The following is a 16,691-nucleotide window of genomic DNA, read 5'->3' on the forward strand; positions in this document are numbered from 1 at the left end:
GACAGCTGCACATGACTAAGTCGATACGCCACACCGCCCCGAGCGAGTTGGCGGGCGCACTCTGGCACAAGAGCAGCTACAGCGGAGCGGTCGACAACTGCGTCGAGCACGCCCGACTCGCCGACGGCCGCCAGGCCGTCCGGGACACCAAGGACCGCGAGAGCGGCGCCCTGGTCTTCGACGCCGACTCCTGGCAGTACTTCCTCACCGCCGTCCGCGAGGGCACCTTCGACGTGTGACCCTCGCGCCGTCCGGACGTCGTTGCTGGATGGCGGAGCCCGCTCATGTCCGCGCACGCGACACCTCGTGCCCTGCCCACCCCGGCGTCGTCCTGAACGGCCCGGCCCCGCATCCTCCCGCTCGCGCCGGGACACGGGGCCGGGCCGTCGCCGTACGTGGGCCGACCGGCTGCGGGGGCGACGACGGACCGCGTAGTAGGCGTGCAGCGCGGCTGACACCTTCGTGGGCGACCACAGGGTCGGACCGCCAGGCGTGCGGGAGTTCGGCGTCGTCCGCCTCGACTGCCGCGAGACCGACAGATGCGGCAGGCCAGGAGACCTGCCTTTCCGTCGCCTCGTCATGCGCGTCCTCCGCGGTTCCGGTGCACTCGGTCATGGGCGGATGCCACGGAGGCTCCGGCACCGGAACCATCGGGTTTTCCCGCTCCGCCGACCAGCGCTTCCCTGCCTTCCCGCTGCGCCACACGACGGTACATGCGGGTGACGGCCGCGCACTGGAGGGCGGTCGCCACCGCCATGGCCAGGCAGATACCGCGCAAACCGGCGCCGGACAGGGCGTACGCGAGGGCGAGTTGGAGCGTCACGCCGCATGTGGTGATCCGGGCGAGGGCCGGGCTGCCGCCGGCGGCCTCGAACACCCCGCCCAGCGCGATGAAGCAGGCGAGCAGCACCAGGTAGGGGCCCACGCACCGCAGGTAGAGCGTGCCGGCGGCGGCCACCCGCCCGCCCGCGCCGAATCCGCGCAGTATCCAGGGGGCCGCGGCGAGCAGGGCCAGGGCGGCGGCGAGCCCGAGGGCTCCGGCGAGGACGAGTGCCTGGCGTCCGACGGCGCGGCGCGCGTCGTGCCCGGCGCCGAGGAGGTGCGCGGTGTGGATGGCGGCGGCCTGCCGCACCGCGTAGAAGGCCATGGTGGCGACGTACGTCGCCTTGGTCGCGATCCCGTACGCCGCCACGTCGGCCACGCCGATCCGGGCGACGACGCCGACGAGGGCGAGGGTCCCGGCCATCCTGACGACGAAGTCGGCGGACATCGGCAGCCCGGTCGCGGCGGTACGGCGGGCGTCGGCCCAGAGGCTTCCCGCCGTTGAGCGCTCCCCCGCCGCATCCGACGCCGTTTCCCTGAGCGGGACGTTGCGGCGCAGGGCGACGAGGCCGCGGGCGAGCGCGGCCGTACGCCCCAGGACCGTGGAGACGGCCGCCCCGCGCACCCCGAGGCCCAGGCCGATGATGAGGGCGGGGTCCAGGACGAGGATCAGCCCGTTCGCGAGCAGGGACAGCCTCATCGGGGTGCGGGTGTCACCGGCGCCCTTGAGGATGCCGTCGACGACGTTGGTGGCGAAGAACACCGCGATCCCGGGGAGCGCGATCGCGAAGTACCCGGTGGCGAGGGAGAGCGGGCGGCCGTCGCCGCCGCCGAGGACGAGCCGGGCCACCGGCTCGCGGCACAGGTAGCCTCCGACGGCCACGACCGGTGTGACGACCGCCCACAGCGTCCAGCCGCCGCGCACGGCGGACCGCACCCCTGCCGGGTCGCCCGCGCCCCGGGCTCGCGCCACCAGCACGGTGGTGCCGGAGCCCGCCACGAGGACGACGCCGAGCAGCAGGTTCTCGACGTTCGTCGCGACCGCCACCGCCGCCACCGAGGCCCCGCCGAGCCGTGCCACCCAGACCATGTTGATGATCCCCGCCGTCACCCCGGCCAGAAGCTCGAAGTAGACCGGGTACGCCAGCGACGCCAGCCGGCGCCGGAGTTCCGTGCCGTCCACCGACCGTCCCCCCTCGTTTCGCTGTACCTCGAATCGATGTACAGCGATAAGAGATAGCATGGCCGCGTCACCCCCGCCAAGGGTCCGGACGCGGCCGGACGCCAGGGGGACGAGCGCAGGAGACGGGAAACGGAAAGGGGCTCTACGGGCATGCTGGAGCTGTCGGTTCTGGGGTTCCTCCACGAGGAGCCCCTGCACGGATACGAGTTGAAGGCGCGCATCCAGGCCCTCAACGGCCACATCCGCCCGGTGAGCGACGGCGCGCTCTACCCGGCCATCACCCGGCTGGCGAAGGCGGGCCTGGTGGAGCAGCACACCGAGCCCGGGAGCGGTGCCGCCAACCGCCGGATCGTCTCCCTCACCCCGGCCGGCCGGGCCGAACTGCTGTCCCGGCTGCGCGACCCCAAGGACGTCGAGATCTCCGACGGTCAGCGCTTCTTCGCGCTGCTCGCGTTCCTGCGCCACCTGCCGGACCCAGCCGGCCAGGCCGCCGTTCTGCGCCGCAGGCAGGCGTTCCTGGAGACGCCGGCCAGCTTCTTCTACCGCGACGGCGAGCCGGTGAGCGCCGAGGAGGTCCCCGACCTCTTCCGGCAGGGCATGCTCCGCGTCGCACGGGCCACAGCGGCGGCGGAGCGGGCGTGGCTGGCCGAGTCGATCGCCCGCCTTGACGACGAGGCCCGGCGGTGAGGGGCGCCACCCGGCGGGTGGGCCGGTCCCCCGTCCCGCTGGTCGGGGACCCCTCGGCCGCAGGCCCGGCGCGCGCCGTCAGCCCTGTTCGGCGGCCTCGGCCCCGGCCTCGGCGTCCTCGCGGTTCCAGTCGACGTCGGGCGGGACCGGGTTCCACCTGTACCTGAGCTCCTCCTCGTCCTTGAGGAGGACGCCCGCCGCCGCCATCAGGTCGAGCATCTCGACGAGGGCCTCGCCGACCGGGTAGTCGGCTATCCAGAACAGCCGCTTGACCGAGCCGAAGGTGCGCTCGCGTGGAAAGACCCCGAGATGACGGCCGAGGCGGTAGCCCGCGATGTCGTGGTCGGTCCAGTCGGCGAGTGCGTCCCGCAGGGCCGTCGGTTCCATGGCTCCCCCGTACTCCGGTCTGGTGGTCGGATCGTCGGCCGTCGGGTCCGCCGGCCGTCGGCTGCTCTCCACCGCTGAGCGGCCGGGCGGCAGCGCGACCGCTCAGCGGTGAATGGTGTCACGTAGCGGGTGGGCGGGCTTTCGGGGCGGGGGCGGGCGTGCCAGCATGGGAGGTGGTCCGGGGACGCCGTCAGGGCGCCTCGAGATGACATGAAGGAGGCGTCACTGATGACGCAGCTTCCGGCTGCCCAGAAGGCGGCCGACAACCCGAAGGCGCTCTACGGCGGCAGCGGCACCCGCCGGGTCACCGTGCGTGACATCACCCTCGCCAAGGAGCGCGGCGAGCGGTGGCCGATGCTCACCGCGTACGACGCGATGACCGCGTCCGTCTTCGACGAGGCCGGCATCCCCGTCCTGCTGGTCGGGGACTCGATGGGCAACTGCCACCTCGGCTACGACACCACCGTGCCGGTCACCATGGACCACATGACGATGCTGTCGGCGGCGGTCGTGCGCGGCACCAGCCGGGCGCTGATCGTGGCGGACCTGGTGTTCGGGTCGTACCAGGAGGGGACGACGCAGGCGCTGCGCAACGCCACCCGCCTGGTGAAGGAGGCCGGGGTCGGCGCGGTCAAGCTGGAGGGCGGGGAGCGTTCGCTCGCCCAGACCGAGGCGCTGGTCGAGGCCGGCATCCCCGTGATGGCCCACATGGGCCTGACCCCGCAGTCGGTGCACACCCTGGGCTACCGGGTGCAGGGGCGCGGCGAGGAGGCGGCCGACCGGCTGATCCGGGACGCGAAGGCGGCGCAGGAGGCGGGCGCGTTCGCGGTCGTCCTGGAGCTGGTCCCGGCCGAGGTCGCCGCGGAGATCACCCGCTCGCTGCACATCCCGACCGTCGGCATCGGCGCCGGCCCGGAGTGCGACGCGCAGGTGCTGGTGTGGACGGACATGGCCGGCATGACCGGCGGCAAGGTGCCGCGCTTCACCAAGCAGTACGCCGACCTGCGGCAGACCCTGGGCGACGCCGCCCGCGCGTACGCCGAGGACGTGGTGGGCGGAGCGTTCCCCGCCGAGGAGCACACGTTCCACTGACCGTCGTCCATGGACCGGCTTCCACTGACCGGCTTCCACTGACCGTCGGCTGACCCCGCCCCCGGTCCCGGGCCGCTCCAGGCGCCCGGGGCCGGGGGCGGGTGCGTGGACGGCGGGCCCCGCCACCGGGGACCGCTCGTTTGGGGGCCTTCCCCGTTGAGACGGTCCGGGCTCCCGTACGTACGTGACGGTGAACGCCGCTTCGACGGCGCCCCTCGCACGCACGGGAGGTCCCCATGACCGGCTCCACGCGCGGCCGCCCGGCCGTACCGGGCACCACGGCGGCCGACGTACCCGGCCGGGGGCGGCCCGCGTCCGACTCCGGGGGAGCCTCCTCCGGGCCGGCCGGGCACCATCACCGCCGCACATGATCAGACTCGCCCCAGGCGGACTCGACCGGCGCCGAACCGTGCGGCAGGATGCGCCCGTGGAAGGACCACCCCAGGAGCCCCCGGAACACCCCGAGCCCCCTCGGCACTCCGGGCACCCCGAAGCCCCGGAGACCGAGGACGTGGCGGGTCCGGTCGGCCTCGCGCCCGAGGACGAGCTGATGCGGGCCCTGTACCACGAGCACGCCGGCGCGCTGTTCGCGTACGTGCTGCGCCTGGTCGGCGGCGACCGCTACCTCGCCGAGGACGTCGTCCAGGAGACGCTGCTGCGGGCGTGGAAGAACGCCTCCCGGCTGGACCCGGCGGCGCGGTCGCTGCGGCCGTGGCTGGTCACGGTGGCCCGCCGGATCGTCATCGACAGCCACCGCAGCCGGCAGGCGCGCCCGCCCGAGGCTCCGCCGGCCGCGCTGGAGCAGCTGCCCGCGCAGGACGAGCTGGAGCGCTCGCTGCGGCTGATGACGATCTCCGACGCGATGCACGACCTGTCCGCGGCGCACCGCCAGGCCCTGGTCGAGACGTACTTCCGGGGCCGTACGGTGAGCGAGGCCGCCGAGGAGCTGGGGCTGCCGCCCGGCACCGTGCGGTCGCGGGTCTTCTACGCGCTGCGCGCGCTGCGGAACGCACTGGAGGAGAGAGGGGTGACCACACCGTGACACCCCACGAGCACCACGTGGACGTGGGCGCGTACCTGCTCGGCGCGCTCGACGACGCGGAGATGACCCGCTTCGAGGAGCACCTGGCCGGGTGCGAGGAGTGCGGGCGCCTGCTGGACGAGCTGGCCGGCGTGGAACCGGTGCTGGCCGAGCTGCGCGACGACGGGATCGGCTGGGTGGAACCGCCCGGCGGCGACGCGATGCTCCACCGGCTGCTGGCGCGGGTCGCCGCGGACCGGCGGGTCCGGCGGCGGCGCCGGGTGGTGGCGGTCGCGGCGGCCGCGCTGCTGGTGGTCGGCGGCCCGGCGATCGCGGTGGTGGCCACCGAGGCAGGTACCGGCGGTACCCCGGCCGCCGTCACGACGGTGGGCGGGGAGCGGCAGTCGGCGACGAACCCGGCGACGGGCGTGTCGGCGATCGTGGGCGTCACCGACCGCACCTGGGGCAGCACGGTCGACCTGCGGCTGACCGGGGTGCGCGGACCGCTGGACTGCCACCTGGTGGCGATCGGCCCGCACGCGGTGCGGCAGACCGTGGCGAGCTGGCGGGTGCCGGAGGAGGGGTACGGGACGGGCGCGCACCCCGAGCCGCTCACCGTCTCGGGCACGACCGGGCTGCACAAGGACGCGATCAAGCGGTTCGAGGTGCGCACGAGCGGCGGGACGCTGCTCGTGACCGTCCCCGGCCCCGGCACCCCGCCCTCGGACCGGCCGCGCGGCAGCACGGAATAGCCCCGCCCGGCCCGCGACCACGCGGCCGGGCCGCATAAGGTCGCCCGGCCGCCCGAGCGCATAAGGTCGTCCGCGCACCCCGGCCCCATAGGTCGCCACCGCCTGCGCAAGGCCCCGCAAGGGCCCTGGCCGCCCGGCGCCGCCCGCCGCCGCCCGCTGCCGATACCGTCCGGCCGCCCCGGACACCCGCTCCGACCTGCGCTGATACCGCGCACCGAGCTGACCGACAGGGAACCGACATATCGCTGTCGGTGGCATGTCGGCGCCCTGTCGGCGGCGTACCCCAGAGTTGTGCACATGACGACGACGCGACGGACGGACAACGGCGGTCCCGCCGCCGTCGAGGTACGCGGGCTGGTGAAGCACTACGGCCCGACCAAGGCTCTCGACGGCGTGGACCTGGACGTGCGACCGGGCACGGTGCTCGGCGTGCTGGGCCCGAACGGGGCCGGCAAGACCACGCTGGTGCGGGTGCTCTCCACCCTGATCCAGCCCGACGCCGGCACCGCCCGGGTGGCGGGGTACGACGTACTGCGCCAGCCCCGGCAGCTGCGCCGGGTGATCGGCCTGACCGGCCAGTACGCCTCGGTGGACGAGAAGCTCTCCGGCTGGGAGAACCTCTACATGATCGGGCGGCTGCTCGACCTCTCCCGCAAGGAGGCCCGCGGCCGGGCCGACGAGCTGCTGGAACGGTTCTCCCTCACCGAGGCCGCCCGCAGGCCCGCGATGCAGTACTCGGGCGGTATGCGGCGCCGGCTGGACCTGGCCGCGAGCATGATCGGCCGGCCCGCGGTGCTCTACCTGGACGAGCCCACCACCGGCCTGGACCCCCGCACCCGCAACGAGGTGTGGGAGGAGGTGCAGCGGATGGTCGCCGACGGCGCGACCGTGCTGCTCACCACCCAGTACATGGAGGAGGCCGAGCAGCTGGCCAGCGAGCTGACGGTGATCGACCGCGGCAAGGTGGTCGCCGAGGGCAAGGTCGCCGAGCTGAAGGCCAAGGTGGGCGGGCGGACACTGACCATCCGCCCGTCGGACCCGGCGCAGGCGGCGGCGATGGCCGCCGCGATCACCGAGGCGGGCCTGGACGGGGTCGGCGGCCTTCAGGTCGACCCGGCCGAGAGCCTGGTGAGCGTGCCGGTCCACAGCGACGACCAGCTCACCTCCGTGGTGGGCCTGCTGGCGGGGCGCGGCTTCGGCATCGCCCACATCGACACCCGGCTGCCCAGCCTGGACGAGGTCTTCCTGGCCATCACCGGCGAGCGGCCCACCTCCGAGGGCGGGTCCGGCACGGCGGAGCCGGAGGGGTCCGGCCGCGGCGCCGACGAGAAGAAGAACGTGGAGGTCTCCGTATGAGCGCGCAGACGTTGACGGCCCCGCCGGCCGGCGGCCGGTACGCCGCCGCGGGCGGCGACGGGAGGATCGGCCTGCGGGCCAACCTGCGGCACGTCGGCGCCCTGGTCCGCCGCAACGTGCTCCAGATCAGGCAGGACCCGGAGTCGATGTTCGACGCCCTGCTGATGCCGGTGATCTTCACCCTGCTGTTCGTCTACGTCTTCGGCGGGGCGATCTCCGGCAAGGGCCACCAGCACCAGTACGTGGACTACGTGGTCCCCGGGCTGATGGCCATGATGGGCATGAACCTCGCCACGTCCGTCGGCACCGGCATCAACGACGACTTCCGCAAGGGCGTCATGGACCGGTTCCGCACCATGCCGATCGCCCGGTCCTCGGTGCTGATCGCCAAGATCGTGGTCGAGGTCGGGCGGATGCTGATCGCCATCGCGATCCTGCTCGGCATGGGCTTCGCACTGGGCATGTCGGTCGCCACCGACGTGCCGCACCTGCTGGCCGCCGTGGCGCTGTCCACGGCGTTCGGCGCCTCGTTGATGTGGGTCTTCATCCTGCTGGGGCTGACGATGAAGACCGCCCAGTCGGTACAGGGGCTCGGCATGCTGGTGTTGATGCCGCTGCAGTTCGGCAGTTCGATCTTCGCGAGCCCGAGCACGATGCCGGGCTGGCTGGAGAGCTTCACCAAGGTCAACCCGCTCTCCAACCTCGCCGACGCCTCCCGGGCGCTGGTCAACGGCGGCCCGGTGGCGCACACCGTGTGGATGACGCTGGCCTGGGCGGTCGGCATCACGGTGGTGACGGCGCCGCTCGCGGTGGCCCGGTTCCGCAAGAAGACCTGACGGGCCCGGAACCGCACCCCGCCCGGCCTGGTCGAGCCGGGTCCGGGTCCGGGTCCGGGTCCGGCACCTGGGCTGTCAGTCGACGTCGCACATGAGGGCGGCGGCCTCCTCCGCGGAGAGGCCGCCGCCCTTCGCCTGTGCCGCCGCGAACTCCTCCTCGCCCAGCAGCTCCCGCAGCCGGTCGCGGACCCGCGCGGTGTCCCGGGCCTCCAACGGCGGCACGACGGAGGGCCGCAGCCGGTCATGGGCGGCGAGCAGGACGGCGGCCCGGTGCAGCCGCGCGGCCCGCAGGCGCCCGGCCGCCTCCGCGCCCGCATCCGCACCCGACCCGGACTCAGCCCCGGACCCGGACCCGGACTCGGACCCGGCTTCGGACTCCGTCTCCGCGAGGGTGAGCAGCAGTTCAGCCGCCCCCGGAGTGAGGATGATCCCGAGCCGGGGGGTGACCATGTGGGACAGCGGGTGGGAGTTCAGCTCCGCCACGCCGGCGCACAGCATCTCCAGCCCCTCGGCCGGCCGGCCCAGCCGGCCGATCAGGGAGCCGCGCGTCGCCGTCATCACGCCGACCACGAACCGGGGCAGCGGAGTCGGCGTCCGCTCGACCTCCTCGATACCGCGGTCGATCATCTCCAGCGCCTCGTGGATCCGGTCGGTGCGGGCCAGCAGCGAGGTGAGCATCATCCTGCCGAAGAAGCCCGCCCCGTCGCCGTGCGCGCCGTACTCCTCGGCCTCCGCGATGCCCTGGCGGATGACGCGCTCGCCCTCCTCCAACCGCCCCGCGTTCACCAGCGAATCGCCCAGCCGCACCGTCAGCACCGGCGAGTGCTGGTCGGCGCCCAGCTTGCGGGCCAGTCCGATCGCCCGGCGGCAGCACTCGGCGGCGTGCTCCCAGTCCCCGCCGTTGCCGGCCGCCTCGGCCTCGGCCGACAGCGTCTCGGCCATGCCCCACTCGTCACCGAGCCGCTCGAAGAGGCGCCGGGCCTCGCCGATGTCCTCCATGGCGCTGTCCAGGGTGTCGGTGAGGTCGTTGCGCACCTTGGCCCGCAGTTGCAGCGAGAAGGCCAGCTCCCATGTGCGGCCGAACCGCCGGCAGCACTCCACCGTCTCGTCCATCAGCTCGTGCAGCCGGTCGAAACTGCCGGAGAAGAAGGCGCCGTAGGGGCGGGAGATGCCCGGCTGCCGGGCGGACTGCGGCAGGTGCGGCGGGTATGTCTCTACCAACGCGGTGCCGATGGCGGTCAGTTCGGGGTCGGTCAGCCACTCCGTCTCGCCCTCGCGCGAGGAGAGGTCGATGACGCGGAGGTGCCGCCGCGCCTCGGCCAGCCGGCCGCCCTCCAGCGGCGGCGGGTCGTCCAGCGGGGAGCGTTCGACGGGGCGCAGGTCGGGTTCGCCGAGGAAGGGGTTGGGGCCCATCGCGCAGACCGCGGCGGCCCAGTGGCGGCGTTCGGCGGTGTAGCGGCGGACCTCCCAGAACCAGTCGCAGCCCAGCACCAGGAGCAGCCCCTCCTCCTCGTCGCCGGAGGCCACCGCCCGGCCCAGCGCGGCCCGCAGGTTCTCGTGCTCCCGCTCCAGCCGCTCGAACCAGACGAGTTGGCCGGCCCGGCGCAGCTTCGGGTCGGTCGTGCGGGCGAACTCCCGGAAGAACACCATGTGCCGGCGCTCGACGGCGGCCCGCTCGCCCGACTCGTCCAGCCGGTCGGCCGCGTACTCGAAGATCGTCTCCAGCATCCGGTAGCGCGGGCCGTCCGGCGTGTGCTCGGCCAGCACCAGCGACTTGTCGACCAGGGAGGCGACGAGCGCGGCGGCGTCAGCGGCGTCGATCGCCCCCTCGGCCGCGCCCGGGCCCTGACGACCGCCCGCGGAACCGCCCGCGAGACCGTCGACGAAGCCGCGCGCGGGACCGTCCGCGACGCCACGCGGGAACCCGTCCGCGAGGCCGTCCGCGACGCCACGCGGGAGCCCGTCCGCGACGCCGTCCGAGAGGCCGTGCCGGAAAGCGCCCGCGAGGCCGTCCACCACGCCGCCCCGGGGGTCGGCGCACACCGCCTCCAACGCCTCCAGCGTGCAGCCGCCGCGGAAGACCGCGAGCCGGCGCAGCAGCACCCGCTCGGCCGGGTCCATCAGGTCCCAGGACCAGTCGACGACCGCCCGCAGCGTCTGCTGGCGCGGCAGCAGGGTGCGGCTGCCGCCGGTGAGCAGCCGGAAGCGGTCGTCCAGCCGGTCGGCGAGCTGACGCGGCGACAGGCCGCGCAGCCGCGCGGCGGCCAGCTCGATGGCCAGCGGCAGCCCGTCCAGGCGCCGGCACAGCTCGGCGCAGGCAGCGGGGTCCTCCTCGGTGGTGAAGCCGGGGCGGGCGGCGGCGCCGCGGTCGGCCAGCAGCCGCAGCGCGGTCGGGTCGGGCAGCGGGTCGAGCGGGCGCACCAGCTCGCCGGGGACGCCCAGCGGCTCCCGGCTGGTGGCGAGCACGGTCAGGCCGGGGCAGTCGGCGAGCAACTGCCCGGTGAGGGCGGCGGCGGCGTCGATGACGTGCTCGCAGTTGTCCAGCACCAGCAGCAGCTCGCGCCCGGCGCAGTACTCGGCGAGTTGCTGGACGGGGTCGCGCGGCTTGGACAGGGCACCCTCGGCGGCGAGCGCGGCCTCGGCGCTGCCGGCCGCGTGCAGCACCGTCTCGCGCAGCCCGAGCTGGCTGACCACGGCCTCGGGCACGGTACGCGGGTCCCGCACCGGGGCCAGCTCGGCGTACCAGACGCCGTCCGGCCAGGACACGGCCACCAGGTCGCCGACCTCCTGCGACAGCCGCGTCTTGCCGGTGCCGCCGGGGCCGGTGATGGTGACCAGGCGGCTGCCGCCCAGGTCGCGGCGGACGGCGGCCAGGTCCTCCTCCCGGCCGACGAAGCTGGTCAGCCGGGTGCGGGCGTTGCCCGGAGGCCGCGTCCGGCGGCTCCCGCCGGAGCCGGACGGGCGGCCGTCCGAGGGCCGGGGCGGTCGGCGGCGGGGCCCGCAGCCGGCCCGGGGACCGCCGGGGCGGGCCCGGATTCCGGACCGGGTTCAGGACCGGATTCCGGCCCGCGCGCCGGACCGGATTCCGGTTCCGGCGCGCGGGCCGGACGCGGCGCGCGGGCCGGTTCAGGCACGCGGGCAGGCTCAGGCACGCGGGCCGAATACGGCGCGTGGGCCGGAACCTCCGAGGAGGGTCGCGGCAGCGGCTCGGGGGTGAGCAGTTCGGCGTGCAGGGTCCGCAGCTCCGCGCTAGGGTCCGCTCCCAACTCCTCGGCGAGCGCCCGGCGCAGCGCCTCGAACGCGGTCAGCGCCTCGGCGGTACGGCCGGTGGCGCGCAGGGCGCGCAGGTGGAGGGCGTGCAGCGGTTCGTCGAGGGGGTGGCTCGCGGCCAGCGCGGCCAGCTCCGGCAGCGTCTGCGCGGCCCGGCCGAGCGCCAGCTCGGCGGCCAGCCGCTGGCGCTGGACGTCCAGCCGCAGCGCCTCGACGCGGACCGCGGCGGAGCCGCGGCCGGGCAGGTCGGCCAGCGCGGGGCCGCGCCACAGGGCCAGGGCGTCGCCGAGCAGCGCGGCGGCGCTGCCCGGGTCGCCGGCGTTCAGCGCCCGGCGGCCCTCCTCGGCCAGCCGCTCGAAGCGGAAGAGGTCGACGTCCTCTCGGGTGGCCTCCAGCCGGTAGCCGCCGTCCACGGAGCCGACCCGCGCGTGCCCCAGCGCCCGGCGCAGCCGTCCGACGAGCGCCTGGAGCGCCCCGGTCGCGTCGGCCGGCGGGTCGCCGTCCCACACCTCGTCGATCAGCACGTCCGGGCCGACGGCACGGCCGGGCCGCCGGGCCAGCGCCGTCAGCAGCGCGCGCAGCCGTCCCCCGCTGAGGAGGACGGGGGAGGAGTCGTCCCGCAGGGCCTGAGCCGGTCCGAGGATCACGTAGCGCACAGGGCCATTCTTGCCCAGTCCGCCGATCGGGTGAGCGCGCGTACTCGGGGGTGCCCCGTGGAACCCCGGCGGCGGCCCGCGCGTTGTCGCCGTACCGGCCGTGCCGCTCGCTCTGGGTGGCCGTCCGACGGCACACGGTACGCGTCGGACGCGAGGTGGTGGGAGGTGGGCCCCTGGTGGTGACATGATCGGCCCGCGCCCGCAGGCGCCCCGCCCGCCGGGACCCCCGCAGCCGCGCCCGACCGCCCGACCCGGCCGTGGAACCGCGCCGGCCTGAACGCCGGCCGGCCTGCCGACACAACCGCCGACGTGGACAGCCGACGTGGACAGCCGACATGGAGCCGCCAAAGTGAACAGCTGACGCGAACCCCGAGATGAACCGCCGACCTGACCGACGTACGGATGTACGCCCGGTGTGCTCGGGCGCCTACACCCCGCACGTCCCGACGTCCCCACGTATTGTCCGCTGACGGCCCGAAGCCGCCGCACCGTCCGCGAGGAGCCCACCGATGAGCGTCACCCCGATCCGCGTCTCCCGGCGCGGCCGCCTGAACCGGCGGATCAGCCCGGTCTTCCTCGGCATCGCCGCGGCGATGGCGGCCTCCGGGTGGGCGCTGGCCGCCGACTACCCCTCCCACACGCGCTTCGCGGTGTTCCTCTTCGTCGTCTCCGGCTGGCTGCTCTCGCTGTGCCTGCACGAGTACGCGCACGCGCGCGCCGCCCTGGCCAGCGGCGACCTCAGCATCGAGGACAAGGGCTACCTCACCCTGAACCCGCTGAAGTACGCCAACGCGGGGCTGTCGATCCTCCTGCCGCTGGTGTTCGTCGTCCTCGGCGGCATCGGCCTGCCGGGCGGGGCGGTGGAGGTGGAGCGGCACCGCATCCGGGGGCGGCTGCGGCACAGCCTGGTGTCGGCGGCGGGCCCGCTGGCGAACGTGGTCTTCGCGGTGGCGCTGATGCTGCCGTTCAGCCTGGGCTGGGCGGACGGCTGGCAGCTGGAGTTCCGCTTCGCCTTCGCGTTCCTGGCGCTGCTCCAGGTGACGGCGGCGATCGTCAACCTGCTGCCGGTGCCGGGCCTGGACGGCTACGGGGTGCTGGAGCCGTGGCTGCCGAGGTCGGTGCGGCAGCAGCTGGCGCCGTTCGCGCCCTTCGGGATGCTCGCGGTCTTCGTGGTGCTGTACATCCAGGCGGTGAACCACTGGTTCTTCGACCGCATGTACACCGTCATGGGCTGGTTCCACGTACCCGACGGCTACGCGTACTACGGCTACACGCTCTTCCGCTTCTGGCACCACTGAGCCGAACCCGGCGGCGGCGCCACTTCGGACGGCGCCGTACGCCGCTCACCCCCGGGGACGCGCCGGTGCGCCGTCAGCCGCGCTGGGCGGCGGCGGACGCCCGGGCCCTGCGCAGGTAGTACCAGCCCATGTTGCTGCTCAGGCCCGCGAGCAGCAGCCAGACCACGCCCACCCAGTTGCCGTTGACGAAGGACACCACCGCGGCGGCCACCGCGAGCACGCAGACGATCAGGGCGTAGACGGCGAGGCGCGGCATAAGGCGGTGCTCCTGTCGGGGGACGGGCGGCGGGCGGCCGACACCGTCCGGGCGGGGCCGGGCGCGGGGCCCGGCGGCGGGTTCGGACCCCGCCATTGTCCCCCACCGCGCACCGCCCCCGGGGGCGCACCCCCGGCGGGGCGGCGGGCGGAAGATCCACTGCGCGGGTGTCCGGCCCGCGTGCGGGCCGGGACGGCGGATCGGCGCGCGGGTCAGACGTCGGTGACGCGCAGGCCCGCGTGGGCCTTGTACCGGCGGTTGGTGGAGATCAGGTTCGCCACCAGCGACTCGACCTGGTGGGCGTTGCGCAGCCGCCCGGCGAAGATCCCGCGCATGCCCGGGATGAGGCCGGCCAGCGCCTGCACGGTGTCGGTGTCGGCCCGGGAGTCGCCGAGCACCATGACGTCGGTGTCGATCCGCTCCACCGCCGGGTCCTGGAGCAGCACCGCCGACAGGTGGTGGAAGGCGGCGGTGACCCGGGAGTCCGGCAGCAGCGCGGCGGCCTGCTGGGCGGCGCTGCCCTCGTCGGGGGTGAGCGCGTAGGCACCCTGCTTGTCGAAGCCGAGCGGGTTGACGCAGTCGACGACGAGCTTCCCCGCCAGCACCTCCCGCAGCCCCTCCAGCGTCTTGGCGTGGCCCTCCCACGGCACCGCGACGATGACGACGTTGCTGCGGCGGGCGCACTCCTCGTTGTCGGTGCCGGCCACGGGCACGGCGGGGGCCGGGTCCAGGGCGTTCAGCTCGGACGCGGCCGCCTCGGCCCGGGCGGCGTCGCGGGACCCGACCACCACCCGCTGCCCGGCGCGGGCCAGCCGGTAGGCCAGGCCGCGCCCCTGGTCGCCGGTCCCGCCCAGCACGCCGACGGTCAGCCCGGAGACGTCGGGCAGCGCCCACGGGTCCTTGGGCGCGGGCTTCTTCTGTTCAGCGCTAGTCATGGTCCACATCGTCGCACCCGCCCGCCGGAGCCGTGCGCCGCCGTCCCGCCCGCCGTGTGCCGCCATCCCGCCCCGCCCCGCGCCCGACCGCCGGTCGGGGCCGTCCCGGCGGCCTCAGGGGTGGAACCGCCACCGGCCCTCGGAGACGACCTCCACCTCGCCGTCCGCGACCCGGACCGCCGAGTCGTCGTCGAGGAAGTAGACCGGGAAGTCCGCCCGCGCGACGACCTGATCGGCCCAGGCGTCGTCCCGCTCGGGGAAGTGCGGTGAGTACAGGTGCGGCTTCAGGTACCAGTCGAAGAGGCCGAACGGCGGCTCCACCGTGGCCGCGCCCAGCGCGTGCAGGTCGGCGGTGTCGCCCATGACCTCGGCGGAGCGCTCGTCCAGGCGCCGGCTGAAGATCATCGACCCGGCGCTCACCCCGACGTAGACACGGCTCTCCAGGGCCTCCAGGAAGTCGTCGGCCAGGCCGGCGCGGGTGAGGCTCCGCGCGAGGTGGTACTGGTTGCCGCCGCCGACGTGGACGACGTCGGCGTGCAGCAGCCGGTCGAGCACCATCCGCCGGGGCAGGCCGTTCGGCTCCAGGATGTCGAACTCGCGCCAGCCGAGGCCGTGCAGCTCGTTGAGGCCGCCGAGGACCCAGCCGTGGTCGCCGGGCTCGGCGAAGGACGCGGTGGGGAGGTGGACGAGGTTCGCCGACGCGAACGGCCTGCCCAGCATGGCGCGCAGCGCGTCCCGCAGTGTTCCGTTGCTCAGGCCGCTCGCGGTCAGGAGAAGGTTCACGGGGCGAGGCAACCACAGCGGCCGCGCACGGGCAACGCCCTCACCCTTCTCACCCGGGCCGTGGTCCCGCACCGCCGCCGCACCGCCCTCGGACTCCCCCGTCCCGGCGTCCGTCAGGTCGTCCGGGTCGTCGCCCGGCGGGCGGCAGGCGGCAGGCGGCAGGCGGCAGGCGGCCTCAGTCCTGGGAGTCCCACTCGTCGTTGCGCTCCGCGACCCGCTCCATGGCGTGCTCGGCCTCGGCGCGCGAGGCATAGGGACCGAAGCGGTTCTTGGCCGGGCACTCGGGCCCCTCCTCGACCTTCTGGTGCTTGAGGCAGTAGAACCACTCACCCGGCTTGCCGGCCGGCCGGTTCGCCTTGTGGAACGCCATGACGCCTCCTTCGCCGCGCGACGGTCGCCGCCCTCGTGGCCATCGTGCCCGATGCCGCGCCGATACACTCGTCGGCATGTCTGGTCAGCTCCTCGTACCCGGAAAGCAGTCGCCCACGCGCCAGGTGCCCGCTTCGATCCCGCGCCCCGAGTACGTGGGCAGGCCCGGACCCGCGCCGTACACCGGCGCCGAGGTGCAGGACGCGGAGACCGTCGAGCGGATGCGCCTCGCCTCCCGGATCGCCGCGCGGGCGATGGAGGAGGCGGCGAAGGCCGTCGCCCCCGGCGTCACCACCGACGAGCTGGACCGGATCGCCCACGAGTACATCGTCGCCGCGGGCGCGTACCCGTCCGACCTGGGCTACCGCGGCTTCCCCAAGAGCATCTGCACCTCCCTCAACGAGGTGATCTGCCACGGCATCCCGGACTCCACGGTGCTGCGCGACGGCGACATCGTGAACCTCGACGTGACCGCGTACATCGGCGGCGTGCACGGCGACTGCAACGCCACCTACCTGGTGGGCGACGTGGCCGAGGAGTCGCGGCTGCTGGTGGAGCGGACCCGCGAGTCGCTGCGCCGGGCCATCGCGGCGGTGCGGCCGGGGCGGCAGATCAACGTGATCGGCCGGGTCATCGAGTCGTACGCCAAGCGCTTCGGGTACGGCGTGGTGCGGGACTTCACCGGCCACGGCATCCACACGTCGTTCCACTCCGGGCTGATCATCCCGCACTACGACGACCCGCGGGCCACCACGGTGATGCGCCCCGGCATGACGTTCACCATCGAGCCGATGCTGACGCTGGGCACCCACGAGTACGAGATGTGGGACGACGGGTGGACCGTGGTCACCAAGGACCGCAGCCGCACGGCCCAGTTCGAGCACACGCTGGTGGTCACCGCCGACGGCGCCGAGGTCCTGACGCTCCCGTGACACGCGCCGCCCGGTAGGGTTGCGCCGATCCCGCCGGGGGGCCGGCCGGGGACCGA

17 protein-coding genes are annotated in these 16,691 nt (G+C 74.7%); 9 read left to right on the plus strand and 8 right to left on the minus strand.

Annotated features, from left to right (window positions below; genetic code table 11):
• Window positions 1-11: 11 nt before the first annotated feature.
• On the plus strand, window positions 12-239 hold the full coding sequence (locus tag BS72_RS03830; protein ID WP_037906391.1) for a DUF397 domain-containing protein: 228 nt from the start codon (window positions 12-14) through the stop codon (window positions 237-239).
• Between the two features lie 338 nt (window positions 240-577).
• Here BS72_RS03830 and BS72_RS03835 read toward each other — a convergent pair whose 3' ends face one another.
• Window positions 578-2,005 carry an MATE family efflux transporter gene (locus tag BS72_RS03835; RefSeq protein WP_078900984.1) on the minus strand — a complete coding sequence of 476 codons (1,428 nt, stop codon included), beginning with the start codon at window positions 2,003-2,005 and terminating at the stop codon, window positions 578-580.
• Between the two features lie 150 nt (window positions 2,006-2,155).
• On the opposite strand from BS72_RS03835, the gene BS72_RS03840 reads away from it, so the two are divergent.
• Window positions 2,156-2,692, plus strand: a complete 537-nt coding sequence (locus BS72_RS03840; protein ID WP_037906393.1) for a PadR family transcriptional regulator — start codon at window positions 2,156-2,158, stop codon at window positions 2,690-2,692.
• Between the two features lie 78 nt (window positions 2,693-2,770).
• On the opposite strand, the gene BS72_RS03845 is transcribed toward BS72_RS03840, so the two are convergent.
• The gene (locus tag BS72_RS03845) at window positions 2,771-3,079 is read right to left on the minus strand and encodes a hypothetical protein (protein WP_051950628.1); all 309 of its coding nucleotides are present in this window, start codon (window positions 3,077-3,079) and stop codon (window positions 2,771-2,773) included.
• Between the two features lie 228 nt (window positions 3,080-3,307).
• On the opposite strand from BS72_RS03845, the gene panB reads away from it, so the two are divergent.
• The 5 genes from panB (at window position 3,308) to BS72_RS03870 (ending at window position 8,136) form a co-directional block, all read left to right on the plus strand.
• Window positions 3,308-4,171: a 3-methyl-2-oxobutanoate hydroxymethyltransferase gene (panB, locus tag BS72_RS03850; RefSeq protein ID WP_037906395.1), complete on the plus strand. Its 864-nt coding sequence runs from the start codon at window positions 3,308-3,310 to the stop codon at window positions 4,169-4,171.
• A 511-nt stretch (window positions 4,172-4,682) separates the two neighbouring features.
• Complete coding sequence (locus BS72_RS03855) at window positions 4,683-5,213, plus strand: sigma-70 family RNA polymerase sigma factor (RefSeq protein ID WP_265736779.1); 531 nt, start codon at window positions 4,683-4,685, stop codon at window positions 5,211-5,213.
• Complete coding sequence (locus BS72_RS03860; RefSeq protein ID WP_051950632.1) at window positions 5,210-5,944, plus strand: anti-sigma factor family protein; 735 nt, start codon at window positions 5,210-5,212, stop codon at window positions 5,942-5,944. Before BS72_RS03855 ends, BS72_RS03860 begins: the two co-directional genes overlap by 4 nt.
• A gap of 297 nt (window positions 5,945-6,241) precedes the next feature.
• Window positions 6,242-7,300, plus strand: coding sequence for an ATP-binding cassette domain-containing protein (locus BS72_RS03865; RefSeq protein WP_051950634.1), 1,059 nt, complete (start codon window positions 6,242-6,244; stop codon window positions 7,298-7,300).
• Window positions 7,297-8,136, plus strand: coding sequence for an ABC transporter permease (locus BS72_RS03870; protein ID WP_037906397.1), 840 nt, complete (start codon window positions 7,297-7,299; stop codon window positions 8,134-8,136). Before BS72_RS03865 ends, BS72_RS03870 begins: the two co-directional genes overlap by 4 nt.
• A gap of 75 nt (window positions 8,137-8,211) precedes the next feature.
• Here BS72_RS03870 and BS72_RS03875 read toward each other — a convergent pair whose 3' ends face one another.
• Window positions 8,212-10,974 (minus strand): hypothetical protein, encoded by a 2,763-nt coding sequence (locus tag BS72_RS03875; protein WP_063835953.1) that lies wholly within the window; start codon window positions 10,972-10,974, stop codon window positions 8,212-8,214.
• Between the two features lie 62 nt (window positions 10,975-11,036).
• The gene (locus tag BS72_RS39735; protein WP_051950637.1) at window positions 11,037-12,062 is read right to left on the minus strand and encodes an AfsR/SARP family transcriptional regulator; all 1,026 of its coding nucleotides are present in this window, start codon (window positions 12,060-12,062) and stop codon (window positions 11,037-11,039) included.
• Between the two features lie 509 nt (window positions 12,063-12,571).
• Between BS72_RS39735 and BS72_RS03885 the strand changes: the two genes are divergently transcribed.
• Window positions 12,572-13,360, plus strand: a complete 789-nt coding sequence (locus BS72_RS03885; RefSeq protein ID WP_037906400.1) for a site-2 protease family protein — start codon at window positions 12,572-12,574, stop codon at window positions 13,358-13,360.
• A gap of 73 nt (window positions 13,361-13,433) precedes the next feature.
• Here BS72_RS03885 and BS72_RS03890 read toward each other — a convergent pair whose 3' ends face one another.
• From BS72_RS03890 to BS72_RS03905, 4 genes are all read right to left on the minus strand, one after another.
• Entirely contained in the window at window positions 13,434-13,616 is a 183-nt protein-coding gene (locus BS72_RS03890; RefSeq protein ID WP_037906404.1) for a hypothetical protein, read from the minus strand.
• Between the two features lie 212 nt (window positions 13,617-13,828).
• Complete coding sequence (npdG, locus tag BS72_RS03895) at window positions 13,829-14,560, minus strand: NADPH-dependent F420 reductase (protein ID WP_037906406.1); 732 nt, start codon at window positions 14,558-14,560, stop codon at window positions 13,829-13,831.
• Window positions 14,561-14,665: 105 nt separating this feature from the next.
• The gene (locus BS72_RS03900) at window positions 14,666-15,334 is read right to left on the minus strand and encodes a Type 1 glutamine amidotransferase-like domain-containing protein (RefSeq protein WP_037906408.1); all 669 of its coding nucleotides are present in this window, start codon (window positions 15,332-15,334) and stop codon (window positions 14,666-14,668) included.
• A gap of 175 nt (window positions 15,335-15,509) precedes the next feature.
• The gene (locus tag BS72_RS03905) at window positions 15,510-15,704 is read right to left on the minus strand and encodes a hypothetical protein (protein WP_051950643.1); all 195 of its coding nucleotides are present in this window, start codon (window positions 15,702-15,704) and stop codon (window positions 15,510-15,512) included.
• A 76-nt stretch (window positions 15,705-15,780) separates the two neighbouring features.
• Here BS72_RS03905 and map point away from each other — a divergent pair, with 76 nt between their 5' ends.
• Entirely contained in the window at window positions 15,781-16,635 is an 855-nt protein-coding gene (map, locus tag BS72_RS03910) for a type I methionyl aminopeptidase (protein ID WP_037906411.1), read from the plus strand.
• Window positions 16,636-16,691 lie beyond the last annotated feature (56 nt).

Source organism: Actinacidiphila yeochonensis CN732 (assembly GCF_000745345.1).
GTDB lineage: Bacteria > Actinomycetota > Actinomycetes > Streptomycetales > Streptomycetaceae > Actinacidiphila > Actinacidiphila yeochonensis.

Bases quoted from the DNA above. Each gene is read 5' to 3' on its own strand.
- map (WP_037906411.1), top strand. From the start codon at position 15,781: ATGTCTGGTCAGCTCCTCGTACCCGGAAAGCAGTCGCCCACGCGCCAG.
- BS72_RS03890 (WP_037906404.1), bottom strand. From the start codon at position 13,616: ATGCCGCGCCTCGCCGTCTACGCCCTGATCGTCTGCGTGCTCGCGGTG.
- BS72_RS03865 (WP_051950634.1), top strand. From the start codon at position 6,242: ATGACGACGACGCGACGGACGGACAACGGCGGTCCCGCCGCCGTCGAG.
- BS72_RS03885 (WP_037906400.1), top strand. From the start codon at position 12,572: ATGAGCGTCACCCCGATCCGCGTCTCCCGGCGCGGCCGCCTGAACCGG.
- BS72_RS03840 (WP_037906393.1), top strand. From the start codon at position 2,156: ATGCTGGAGCTGTCGGTTCTGGGGTTCCTCCACGAGGAGCCCCTGCAC.
- BS72_RS03870 (WP_037906397.1), top strand. From the start codon at position 7,297: ATGAGCGCGCAGACGTTGACGGCCCCGCCGGCCGGCGGCCGGTACGCC.
- npdG (WP_037906406.1), bottom strand. From the start codon at position 14,560: ATGTGGACCATGACTAGCGCTGAACAGAAGAAGCCCGCGCCCAAGGAC.
- BS72_RS03905 (WP_051950643.1), bottom strand. From the start codon at position 15,704: ATGGCGTTCCACAAGGCGAACCGGCCGGCCGGCAAGCCGGGTGAGTGG.
- panB (WP_037906395.1), top strand. From the start codon at position 3,308: ATGACGCAGCTTCCGGCTGCCCAGAAGGCGGCCGACAACCCGAAGGCG.
- BS72_RS03845 (WP_051950628.1), bottom strand. From the start codon at position 3,079: ATGGAACCGACGGCCCTGCGGGACGCACTCGCCGACTGGACCGACCAC.
- BS72_RS03830 (WP_037906391.1), top strand. From the start codon at position 12: ATGACTAAGTCGATACGCCACACCGCCCCGAGCGAGTTGGCGGGCGCA.